The sequence below is a fragment of the Comamonas sp. NyZ500 genome, assembly GCF_016772095.1.
Taxonomy (GTDB): Bacteria; Pseudomonadota; Gammaproteobacteria; order Burkholderiales; family Burkholderiaceae_C; genus Comamonas; species Comamonas thiooxydans.
Genome location: NZ_JAEIJE010000009.1, coordinates 95,246 through 107,462, shown reverse-complemented (window position 1 = coordinate 107,462; position 12,217 = coordinate 95,246). Strand labels below are relative to the sequence as shown.

General features: G+C 63.0%; 7 protein-coding genes. 1 reads left to right on the top strand and 6 read right to left on the bottom strand.

The window, feature by feature from the left end; all coding sequences use genetic code 11:
• Nucleotides 1-11 precede the first annotated feature (11 nt).
• Nucleotides 12-1,502, top strand: coding sequence for a deoxyribodipyrimidine photo-lyase (locus JAO85_RS15050; RefSeq protein ID WP_202788422.1), 1,491 nt, complete (start codon nt 12-14; stop codon nt 1,500-1,502).
• A gap of 181 nt (nt 1,503-1,683) precedes the next feature.
• Here JAO85_RS15050 and JAO85_RS15045 read toward each other — a convergent pair whose 3' ends face one another.
• Genes JAO85_RS15045 through JAO85_RS15020 form a run of 6 tightly spaced genes read right to left on the bottom strand, consistent with a single transcriptional unit; the run spans nt 1,684 to nt 12,127 of the window.
• The gene (locus JAO85_RS15045) at nt 1,684-8,292 is read right to left on the bottom strand and encodes an Hpt domain-containing protein (protein WP_202788421.1); all 6,609 of its coding nucleotides are present in this window, start codon (nt 8,290-8,292) and stop codon (nt 1,684-1,686) included.
• Between the two features lie 59 nt (nt 8,293-8,351).
• Nucleotides 8,352-10,595 carry a methyl-accepting chemotaxis protein gene (locus tag JAO85_RS15040; protein ID WP_012839727.1) on the bottom strand — a complete coding sequence of 748 codons (2,244 nt, stop codon included), beginning with the start codon at nt 10,593-10,595 and terminating at the stop codon, nt 8,352-8,354.
• Nucleotides 10,596-10,614: 19 nt separating this feature from the next.
• Complete coding sequence (locus JAO85_RS15035; protein WP_003071161.1) at nt 10,615-11,142, bottom strand: chemotaxis protein CheW; 528 nt, start codon at nt 11,140-11,142, stop codon at nt 10,615-10,617.
• 15 nt (nt 11,143-11,157) lie between these two features.
• Nucleotides 11,158-11,520 (bottom strand): PleD family two-component system response regulator, encoded by a 363-nt coding sequence (locus tag JAO85_RS15030; RefSeq protein ID WP_003071159.1) that lies wholly within the window; start codon nt 11,518-11,520, stop codon nt 11,158-11,160.
• Nucleotides 11,520-11,924, bottom strand: coding sequence for a PleD family two-component system response regulator (locus JAO85_RS15025; RefSeq protein WP_003071158.1), 405 nt, complete (start codon nt 11,922-11,924; stop codon nt 11,520-11,522). Before JAO85_RS15025 ends, JAO85_RS15030 begins: the two co-directional genes overlap by 1 nt.
• A 50-nt stretch (nt 11,925-11,974) precedes the next feature.
• A complete protein-coding gene (locus tag JAO85_RS15020) occupies nt 11,975-12,127 on the bottom strand; it encodes a rubredoxin (protein WP_034399566.1) in 153 nt (50 codons plus the stop codon).
• Nucleotides 12,128-12,217 lie beyond the last annotated feature (90 nt).

The window sequence follows — 12,217 nt, the reverse complement described above, 5'->3', positions numbered from 1 at the left end:
ACTGGCGATCCATGACTCCTTCTTACCCTGTGGGCTTGATCTGGCTGCGGCGCGACCTGCGTCTGGCCGATAACGCGGCCCTTTATCATGCATTGCAGCAATGTGAAAAGCTGTATTGCGTCTTTGTCTTCGACGACAGCATTCTTGCCGCCCTGCCCCGCGCCGACCGCCGCGTGGAGTTCATCTGCCAGAGTCTGACCGAGCTGGATGCCGCCCTGCGCGAGGCCGCAGGACGCCCGCAGACAGGGCTGATCACGCGGCGCGGCCTGCCCCAGGACATCATCCCGGCCCTGGCCCGGCAGCTGGGCGCGGGCGCCGTCTTCTGCAACGACGACGACGAGCCTGCGGCCATCGCCCGCGACGCCCAGGTGGCGCGCAGCCTCAAGAGCCAGGGGCAGTTGCTGCTGCGCTTCAAGGACCACCGCATCTTTGCGCGCGACGAGTTACTGACCCAGAGCCTGTCGCCATTTTCGGTCTTCACGCCCTACAAGAACGCCTGGCTGCGGAAAATCACACCGTTCTATCTCTCGGCCTACCCCAGCGAGCGCGATCTGGTGAGCAAGCTGGCCGATCTGCCGGACAGCGAGCGCCGCCCGATTCCCACGGCTGCGGATCTGGGCTTTGCCCCGGACACGCTGGCCGGCCTGCGCCTGCCCACCGGCGTCAGCGGCGCGCGCCAGCTGCTGGCCGATTTTCTGCCGCGCCTGCCGCAGTACAAGACGGCACGCGACTTTCCGGCCCTCAAGGGGCCCAGCTATCTCAGCGTCCATCTGCGCTTCGGCACCGTGTCGATACGCGAGCTGGCCCGCCTCGCCCATGAGGCGGCCCACAACGAGGACTGGTCTGCCGCGGCACGCGAAGGGGCGGCCACCTGGCTCAGCGAGCTGATCTGGCGCGACTTCTACTTCCAGATCCTGGCCCACCAGCCTTATGTGGTGGAGCGCAGCTTCAAGCCGGCGTATGACGCCATCGAATGGGAGACGGGAGCCGAGGCCGACCCCCTCTTTGCCGCCTGGTGCGAAGGCCGCACCGGCTACCCGCTGGTCGATGCCGCCATGCGCCAGCTCAATTCCAGCGGTTATATGCACAACCGGCTGCGCATGGTCACGGCCAGCTTTCTGGTCAAGGACCTGGGTCTGGACTGGCGCCGGGGCGAAGCCTATTTCGCCGAAAAGCTCAATGACTTCGATCTGGCGGCCAATAACGGCGGCTGGCAATGGGCGGCCTCCACGGGCTGCGATGCCCAGCCCTGGTTCCGCATCTTCAACCCGGTGACCCAGAGCGAGAAGTTCGATCCGGACGGCAAGTTCATAGCGCGTTATGTGCCTGAAGTGGCTCAGTTGCCCAGCAAACTGCGGCATGCCCCCTGGCTGGCCAAGCCGCTGGAACTGGCCGAAGCAGGCATCACACTGGGGCGCGACTATCCCTTGCCCGTCGTGGATCATGCGGCAGCGCGGGAGAAAACCCTGGCGCGCTACGGAATCCTCAAGAAAGAAGCTTGAGCTTTCCTGGCTCCTGGCCCTGCGGAGCCCCACATCCGGGTGTACTCGGCTGCCAGCTGTCCAATAGGCTGTCACTCAAAAAAAGAAGCGGCTTGCGCACGTCCTTCATGTATTTCAGATCAATATCAATCTGAAATGCAATTCGGATCAGCGCAAGCCGCTCTGTTATGAGGAGCAAACCTTATTCGACAGCCACTCCTGACTCCTCGGCCGCAAACCCGCCGAGCGGGCTGCGCTCAGGCGCGGGGCCGCTGCGCTGCAAGGCGTAATGCTGGATCAGCCCCAGCAACTCCTCATCGGAATAAGGCTTGCCCAGGTAGTGATTGGCTCCCAGGTCGCGGGCCATTTCGCGATGCTTCTGGGCAATGCGCGAAGTGATCATGACCACCGGCATGCCTTCGAGCGTCTGATCGGCGCGGATATTGCGCAACAGATCGAAGCCGTCCATGCGCGGCATTTCGATGTCCGACAGCACCAGGGTCGGGCGCTCGTCCTGCAGACGCTCCATGGCTTGCAGGCCGTCAGCGGCCAGCGTGACACGGTAGCCTTCGCGCTGCAGCAGACGCTGGGTGACGCGGCGCACGGTGATGGAGTCATCCACCACCAGCACCAGCGGCACCGTGGTCTGCGCAGCCTCGGAGCCCAGCAGATCGGCACCGCCTGAGTGAGCCTGCAGTTCGCCATCGGCTGCGGCCTGCTCGGCCCTGGCCAGCATGGCTCGCACCTGCTCGCCATGGACGTTGGCCAGCGCCACCGGGTTGTAGATCTGCACCACGGCCCCCGAGGGCAGCACGGACATGCCGGTAAGACCGGGCAGACGCGACAGCTGCGGCCCCAGGTTCTTGATCACCACTTCCTGGTTGCCCAGCACTTCGTCCACATGCAGCGCCACACGCTGCGAGGCACTGCGAGCTATCACCACGGGGCGCGTGCGACCGAGGTTTTCTTCGCTGCGCAGCGAGGTTTGCCACAGCGCGCCGGCCCAATAGAAGGGCATGACTTCGCTGCCGTCCTGGAACTCCTGCTTGCGGTAGCTCTCCTCCAGCACATCGACGGGCACGCGACGCACGATTTCCACCAGGTTGGCGGGCACGCCCATGGACACGGCGCCCATGCGCAGCATCACCACCTGGGTCACGGCCGTGGTCAACGGCACAACCAGCCGGAAGGCGCTGCCACGGCCTGGCTCGGTATGGGTTTCGATACGACCGCCCAGAGCATTCACTTCGGAACGCACCACATCCATGCCGATGCCCCGCCCGGCAACACCCGTCACCTCGGCGGCCGTGCTGAAGCCCGGCTCGAAAATCAGGCGCCCCGCGTCTTCCAGCGTCATGGGACGCTCGTCGGTCCACAGCTTGAGGCTGATGGCCTTGGCGCGAATCCGCTCCAGGTCCAGACCGGCCCCGTCGTCTTCCACGGACAGCGCCACGTCGTTGCGCTCCTGACTCAGCACGATCTCGATGGTGCCGACAGCCGGCTTGCCCAGCTCCTGGCGCCGCTCGGGCGATTCGATGCCATGAGCCACGCAGTTGCGCAGCAGATGCTCGAAGGCCGGCATCATGCGCTCCAGCATGCCGCGGTCCATTTCGATGGTGCCGCCCAGGATGTTCAGGCGCACCTGCTTGCCCATTTCCTTGGACGTCTGGCGCACCACGGCGTACAGACGCTCGGCAAAGGAGTCGAACTCCACCATGCGCGTGCGCAGCAGATCTCGCTGCAGATCACGTGCCTGCCGGCCCTGGGCCACCAGATCGTCTTCGGCAGCGGCCAGATCCCGCTGCAGATTGCGCTGCACGGTGGCCACGTCGTTGACCGATTCGGCCATCATGCGCGTGAGTTCCTGCACGCGGGTGAAACGGTCGAACTCCAGCGGATCGAAACCGGCTGCCGTGTCCTTGGACAGGGCCAGACGCGACTGCATCTGACTTTCGGCCTGCACCTCGATGTCACGCAGCTGCGTGCGCAGGCGCTCCAGGTTGCCCGTCAAGTCATTGAGCGCCGAACGCGCCTGCGACAGCCGCGCATCGACACGCGAACGGGCAATCAGCACTTCACCGGTCTGGGAAATCAAGCGGTCCAGCAGCTGCGCCCGCACACGCACGGTCTGCTGCGACGCAGGACGCGGCACCACCGGAGCCGGCAGCTCAATGGCCTGCTCAAAATCTGCGGCAGTCTTTTCTCCGGCTTGAGCTTCCGCTGCTTGCTCTACAGCAGACTCCGCCGCGCTCAGATGCAAAGGCGCCTGAGCAAGAAGATCGTCCAGTTGAGCCAGTGGCTGCTCGGACTCCTGCTCACCGGCCATGCGCAGCACATCGAAGCTGGCTTGCAAAGCGTCAAAGCTGCTCAGCAGCGGCTCGATCGCTTCGGCTGCGGGACGCTCCTGGTCAATACGCTCCACCGCCGACTCCAGGCGGTGGGCCATCTCACCCATGCGCATGGCACCCGCCAGGCGGGCACTGCCCTTGATGGTGTGCAAAGCGCGCAGGGCTTCGTTGCGAGCCTCATCCAGCGTCGGTCGCCCATGCCAGCGGCGCAGTGCAGCACCGAGCTTGGGCAGCAGGTCGATGGCCTCTTCCTCGAAAATGGGAAACAGGTCGGCATCGACCTGATCGAGCACATCGATATCGTCTTCGTCGTCACCGGCATGCACCGCCAGAGCAATGGCTTCATCGATGCGGCGCTGCAGCTCGGCCTCATGCTCCACGCTGCCCGCGGCAGGCACCATGGAATACGGTGCCTGATCCGCGGCTTTTACCACGGCATCCAGCAACGGGTCGGCTGCCGATGCTCCCACGTCTTCCTCGGCCACATCCTTGGGTCCATCACCCGCAAGCTCGGGCAAGGCCCCATCCTGCGATAGCTCGGCAGCAAAGTCCAGCGGCAAGTCCTTGGGATCTGCAGGCGGCTGCAGCGCCTGCACCTCGGGCCACTCTGCCTCATCCAGCTCGGCCAGATCGGACAGCTCAAGATCGGCAGTTTCAGCTGCTGCACCGGCATCGATCGGAGTATTCAGGATTTCACGCAGCGCGTCTTCGACAGCGGGTAAAGCGTCCTTGAGGAAGCCTGCCGCAAACTGATGCAGCAAGCGGCGCACTTCATCGGATGCGGTCACGCATTGCTGAATCTGCAGCGCGCCGGCATAGCCCTGAGGCTGCAGATGCAGCAGTGCATGCTCGAGCAAACGCGCCAGCTCCGACAAGGCCTTGAAGCCCACGGTGCCGGAGCTGCCTGCCAGGGAATGCGCCAGCGCGATCGCGTCGTCGGGAATGACGGCAGCCGGCTCTTGCGACCACTGCTGCAACACCTCACCCAGTCGCTCTGACCACTCGTCTGCTTCGTTGAGATAGACGTTGTACAGCGCTACGCTGATGCGCAGCCCGTCTATATTGCGATAGCCGTCGTCCGGCCCACCTGTCTGTTCGGTCTGTTCGGTCTGTTCAAGCACCGGCTCAACCGCCGAGACTTCGGGCTCCGGCAGCTGAGCGGGTTCTTCGGCCATGACTGGCTCGGACACGCCATCCAGCAAGGCTTCAATGGCCTCCAGCTCGATCGCAGCCTCTGCAGACGGCAGCTCGAGCGCCATCTCCACAGCGGCCGGCACCCCGGTAGCTGCGTCCATGGCGGGGGGCTCCACGGCAGTCTGCATGTCTATGGCAGCCTGCTCGCTTTCACGCATGGCCGCTTCGAAGGCGGCAAAATCCAGCTCCTGCACCTCTTCTGCCGCAGTGATTTCCTGCAGCGAAGGCTGAACCTCCCCTGCGTCCTCCATCCGCTCCGGCTCAGACCCTGCCGCCGACTCCAGAGCAGGCAATGCGGACGCTTCAAGCGCATCGGGTGCCTGAAGCTGATGCAGCAGGTCGTCTGGAATATCCAGTTCCGGCAAGGCAAAGTCGGCTGCTGCCGCCTCCAGCTCAGCCACCGACTCCTGATCTGGCTGCGCAGACAGCTCTTCTTGCGGGAACTCCAGCTCCGGCATCGCAAATACGGGCTCTGCGGCCACGGTCTGTGGCTCCAGTGGCCAGTGCAGCTCGGCGATCGGCTCGGGCGCTACAGGCAGCTCCAGCACGGGGGCATCCGCAGCGGCGGCCGCCTCGGCCGACTCCAGGCGCTGGGCCCGCTCGCCGCGACGCGGAACCAGGGCCACCTCGGCACGCTCGCCCTGCAGACGCATGGCGTCTGCAGCGGCACGGAAGGCCGTGGCCGACCAGTTCTGCGCCTGCTGGTTTTCGATATCCTGTGCCCAGACGGCAAAGGCCTTCAGGGCGTCCTGAGCCAGCTGCTGCATGGCCTGCGGCATGGGTCGCTGCTCTGCCAGCCATGCATTGAGCATCTGCTCCATGGCCCAGCCGGCTTCACCAAACTCATCCAGCCCCACCATGCGCGAGCTGCCTTTGAGCGTGTGGAATGCACGGCGCAGCGTGGTCTGCTCGCTCAGATTGCCGGGTTCGTCCTCCAAAACCTTGAGGGCCTGCAAGCCGTTATCCACGACTTCGCGGGCTTCCTCCAGGAAGATGGACAGAAGCTCATCGTCGCCGTCCAGATCTACAGTGCTCAGTTCGGCTGCCGGCACCGTAGCAGCCGCAGGCACGCCCGCAGGAGCTGCGACTGCCGCTGCCAGATCCCGAGCGACATCCGCCTCGTCAGTTGCCTGCTTGCCCGACTGCATGCCCGCAAACACCTGAGCCATGGCATCGGCCAGGGCATCGGAGCCCACGCCGGCCGACTCTGCCACGGCTGGTGCGGGTACTGCCTCAAACTCGGGCAAGGCACCTGGCTCGGTCACTGCCCACGGCGGGGTGTCCTCGTCCTCGATGTGCCTGACTTGCAACTGCTCTGGCTTCGCCACAGCAGCGGGAACTGGCCTCACTTCGACAGGCGGTGGCGGTGCGGCGACCGAGGGCTCCACTGCCGGATCAGCAATCACGGCAGCCGAAGCGACCGGAGTCTGTCCAGAAGACGGTACGCCATCCATGGGAATATCCACGGTGGGACGGAAGGCTTCGGGGCCGCGACTGCGGCTATGACCCATGACGATGCGCAGTTCGTCCTTTTCCTCGTCATAGACGAACAGCTTGCGCGCCATATTGCGCTGGTAGCTGAGCATGTCGATGAGAAAGCCCATGGCACCGAGACTGCTGCCCAGCTTCTCGAAGATGCGAGGCTGGTTCTCGACCGTCACCTCGCCGAGCATCAGATGCTCGACGGTGTCACGCATGCGCTGCATGGCGGTCGCGGCCTGCTCGAATCCCAGCACCGACAGCACACCACGCATTTGCGCCATCTGGCCCGGTACCGAGGCCAGCACCGAGGTGTCCGCGGGATTGCGAAAGAACAGATCCAGCTGCTTCTCAGCCTCGCCAAGGGTGATGCGCAGCTCTCCAACCACCGACCCCATGGTCTGCTGGTCGCTGGCCTGACGGTAGAGCTCCTCCATCCAGATTTCCAGCGGCTCGGACTGCGCGCCATGCAAAGCCGCATCCAGACGCTGGACCAGCACGCTGGACTGGGCGGCCTGTATTTCGTCGTCATGCCCGGCAGTCATGAAGCTGGCCTGCAGATACAGCACCGCGGTCGCCACCTCCATGGCCAGCTCGGCTGGTGGCGGCTCGCCAATGCGCTCCACCGTCTCCGCCACACGAATCAGCGCGCGCGCCAGCCCGTGACTGACAGGCTGCAGCTTGACCAGCGACTCGGATACCAGTCCGAACTGCTCGGCCATGGATCTGATCTTGCTGCGGTCGCCACCCGCTACGGCAGACCAGGTCTCGGCGGCAGCCGCAATGCGCTTGCGCGCCTGCACCAGCACCGAGGGATCGAAGCGGCCATAGCGCGCCACGTGGTAGTCCACCACCGGCATCTGCTCCATGGCATAGGCCTCGTGTACGGCCTTCAGACTCTCACCGGCCTGCTCGCGGGGCTTGGCCTGCGCGCAAAAGAACATCAGGTCCTGCAGCAGGCGCGCGGGCGGCAGGCTGTCGCCCTTGGCCATGCTGGCGTACTGCATGAGCACGCGCGAAGCCATGCGCTTGACGTAGATATCGGCAGTGATGAGCCCACGTGCCAGGCCGTCGAAGAAGGCCGCAGCGATTTTCCAGAAACTGCGCGCCGCTACATCTTCGGACTGAGCTGCCGCAAAGCGCCGGCAAAGCTCGCACATCTGGGCTGCCGCCTCGCGGTCATCGCTCTTGACCATTCGCAGCACCACACCGTCCAGCATGGCACGTGCATGTGGGCCATAGGCCAGTGGCTCCGGCATGGTCCCGGTCCAGCGGGGCTCGCGTGCACGGCGCTCGGCAGGCCATAGGTCAGCCGGGTGGGCCTTGTCATTGCCAGCCAGCACCTGGGTCTCACGGTACTGGGGGAACAGGGCTACGGCCGAGACCTGCTGACCGGCCAGAACGGCCTCCAGGAATTCCATCAGCGCAAAGTGCGTGCGCTCCAGCGTAGTCGCGGCTTCCTGCGTGCAGTATTCGGGACGCTGTACAAAGCGGTTGACCGCAGCTTCCATGCTGCGCAGCACCTGCGCCGGGGCGGTGACACCCACCATCTCCAGAGCACCACAGGCCTGATGCAGTTGCTGGCGTGCAATGCGCAGTGCCGATGTATCCAACTCCTCTAGATCAGACAAACGGGCCGCATCCGCATCGCGCATGAAACGGCTCACAGCCTTGGTCGCTGCCTCCAGCGACTTGCGCACTTCATCGAGCACCCAGGCCAGCGGGCCCAGATCCTGCTCTGCAGTTGCAGACATGGCTGTACGTATTGGCGAGTCGTCAACCACTGACATGCTCTAGTTCCTTAACCCTCAAGGGTCGTGCATTTTTATGAGAGAAAGAGCCAGTCAAATCAGGCAATCTTGAATCGGGAAACAGACTGACGCAGCTCTTCAGCCATGTGGGAGAGCTCTCGCACCTGCTGCGCAGTGGTGCGGGTTCCCTCACCGGTTTGCTCGGTCACGGCAAAAATGTGCTGAATGTTTTCCGCCACGCCGTTGGCCATATTGGCTTCACGTGATGTGGAGTTGGAAATCTGCTCGATCAGCTCGGCCAGTCGGCGCGACACGCTGTCGATTTCAGACAGTGCAGTACCTGCAGAGTCGGACAGACGAGCCCCTTCCACCACGCCCTGGGTAGAGCGCTCCATGGCGGCCACCGCATCCTGGGTGTCGGTCTGAATGGCCTTCACCAGCGCGGCAATCTGTCGCGTGGCGTCTGCGGAACGTTCGGCAAGGCGCTGCACTTCTTCCGCCACCACCGAGAAGCCGCGACCTGCTTCACCTGCAGACGCAGCCTGAATGGCGGCGTTCAATGCGAGCACGTTGGTCTGCTCGGTAATGTCCGAAATCAGTTCGGTAATTTCACCGATCTCCTGGGACGACTCACCGAGACGCTTGATTCGCTTGGAGGTATCCTGAATCTGATCGCGGATGGAGTTCATGCCGCCAATGGCGTTCTGCACCGCCTTGAGACCCGAGTCCGCAGCCTGCAGCGATTGACGGGCCACCTGGGCCGATTCCTGTGCCTGAGCCGAGACATTGTTGATACGGCCGGCCATGTCCAGAATCGACTTGCCGGTTTCGCGAATCTCATGCAGCTGCTCGTTCGATGCAGCCAGCAGCTCGGTCGAGGTGACGTCCACCTGCTCGGTGGTCTGGGCCACGCGGGTCACGGTGTTCTGCACCGATCCCACCAGAGCGCGCAGCTCTTCCACCGTGTAGTTCACAGAGTCGGCGATCGCGCCCGTGATGTCCTCGGTCACGGTGGCTTCCTGCGTCAGATCGCCCTCGGCCACCGATTGCAACTCGTTCATCAAACGCAAAATAGCCGCCTGGTTGGCGTCGTTGATGCGCTTGGCTTCCTGCTCCTGCAAACGGGCATCGACCTGGTGACGCTCGGCTTCCTGCTGGCGCGCCCGGCTGTCCAGCAGTTGCACGCGCGAGATGCCGATACCGCTCAGAACCGCGGTCAAGATGGCGATGGCCAGCAGCGCCAGCTGCAGCATGCTGGCCCCGCCCAGCCCCTGCAGCGCCGTCTGCAACTGCTCCAGCTGCTGACGCAGCGGTTCGCTGTCATTGTTGATGCTGGTCTGCGCTTCCCGGGCCGACACCAGCCCTTGCAGATTGCCCAGAATGGCACTGGCCTGGGTACGCGTATCGTCGTACTGCTTGATCAACGTCTCCAGCTGTTCACGCACCTGAGGATCGCGTGCCGCCGACAGCCGCATTTCAGCGCTGCCGTTGAGCAGACCTTCGGAGATTTCCTTGAAGGAATTCAAGTCCTTGCCCAGCAGGAAAACGGCCTCGGGACTCACACCCTCCAGGGTCTGGAATTCGTTGGCAGACTTGGCAATACGCTGAGTCAACATCACCAGTTGACCGGCAGCAGAGATCTCGGCCGCGCCAGCGCCTTGCTGCAGCTTCAGCGAAGAAATGGTTTCCGCGGTTTCCAGCAGATCGGAGGACTGGCGGTTGATGGTGCGCAGCGCGTCGCCCACTTGAGTCAGAGTCTTTTGCTGTCCGAGAATCAGCCCGGCGCTCTTTTCCGCTCGCTCCATCAGGGTGCTGATGGAGCTGAGCTCGTCCTGCAAACCGCCACCCAGCGCGTTCACGCCCAGATCGGAATCGCCGGCAGCCAGCGCTCGCACGTTGCGCGCCAAAACACCGGCGCTGTCCTTGACGTCGGCAAACGCAGGAGCGGCTCCCGTCATGGCGATGGAGACCGACTTGGCCAGACGTTGCGACTGCATCAATGCCTGGCCGGTCGCCGCCAGTTGCTGGTTGGAGTTGCCTGCTTCGCGCAGCATCCATGCCGACAGAACCACCAGCACCAGCACCGAGCCACCCAGCAAGGTAAACAAGGTGCGCTGATGCTTGGCAGTCGTGGCCGTACCAAGAATAGGCAGGCTCACCAGTTCGTCCGCGCGGCTGGCCTCCTCGACGCCGAAGACGGAAGGTGCCCCCTGCACGCTATTGAGCGATCCGTCGTACATATCCTGTACGACCGTGTCTCCCATCATGCTGCTATCACCACTGACGGCAGCCGCGATGGGCTTGCGTCGGAACAACTGATTTATTTTCTGTGCAAAGGACATAGCGCTGTATCCAGGAACCTCAAGCACGAATGCTCAAAAATTTGGCGGTTTGAGACAGGGACTGCAATTTCAGCTCCTGCCAGCGGCGGCCGCTCGCATCGATATGGACGGCTCCGAAGAAACTCGGGGAACGCTCAGGCGCAGGCTCGGCCTTGGAAAACGCGTCTGCGGCACGCAGGCCCAGCAGACGATCGGCCAGCAGGGCCGCGTTGACCTCCAATGCAGGGTTGAAGGCCAGCAGGCTGCAGTCCATCAGTTCCTGCTCATTGCGGACACTTCCATGACCCAGCAATTGAGCCAGGTCCACCACCCCCATCAAAGCACCGCGCAGATTGGCGATGCCCAGAAACCAGGCCTGTGTGTATGGGACGGGCTGAACGCCGGTCCAGGGAAAGATTTCTCCTGCCTGATTCAGCGGCAGCAAATAATCCCGTCCGCCAGCTTGCACTGCCAGCCAGGCAGCAACGCTGACGCCTTCGCTGCGTGCTGCCTGCAGGCGCCCGGCCAGACGGGATTGGAGATCTCGGAGGGCTTCACGGTTCGCCATAAGCAGCGCGGCTCGTTATAGCGCTGCGATCTTGGCTTGGAGCTCGGCGGCATCCACGGGCTTGGTGATATAGCCACGTGCGCCCTGACGCATGCCCCAGACCCGGTCGGTTTCCTGATTCTTGCTGGTGCACATGATGATGGGCACATCGGCATACAGGGGATCGCGAGAAATGGCGCGGGTCAGCTGAAAGCCGTTCTGTCCAGGCATGACCACGTCCATCAGGATCAGGTCGGGTTTGTCTTCGGCCAGGCGCTTCATGGCTTCCTCGCCATTTTCCGCGGTACGCACCTGCATGCCCTGCTTTTGCAAGATATCGCTCAGAGCCATCAGCTCCGTCTTGGAATCGTCAACGACCAGAACTTTTTGAATTGTCATCATGCAGCTCCCACATCTGCAGCTTGCAGCGCGAATTGTTGTACGGCTTGCAGCAATTGATCTTTGGTAAACGGTTTGGTCAGATAGTCCTGGCAGCCCACCATGCGACCGCGAGCCTTGTCGAATACACCGTCCTTGGATGACAGCATCACGACGGGCGTATTGGCAAAGCGAGCATTGCGCTTGATGATGGCGCAGGTCTGATAGCCATCGAGTTTGGGCATCAGAATGTCGCAGAAGATGAGCTGGGGCTGGTAGTCATTGACCTTGGACAGGGCATCGAAGCCATCGTCGGCAAGAAGAACTTCGTGACCACCTTGCTTGAGGAAAATTTCAGCGCTGCGGCGGATGGTGTTGCTGTCATCCACGACCAGAACGCGCAAAGGCGCACCAGATGCTGTCACGGTGAAATTCCTCCCAATTCGGTCGTTGATGGAGTGAGCGACTCTTGCACTCAGATTTCCACCATTTCAAAATCTTCTTTGCGTGCACCGCATTCCGGGCATGTCCAGTTCATGGGCACATCTTCCCAGCGGGTGTTTGGAGCAATTCCATGTTCGGGGCAGCCTTGGGCTTCGTCATAAAGCCAGCCACAGGTCAAACACATCCAGGTTTTAGGGTCAGTCACAGCTTAAAGGGGCTTCACATAGAATGCAACGATTGTATCTAGTCACAACCCCGGCTCCCACCCTTGCAT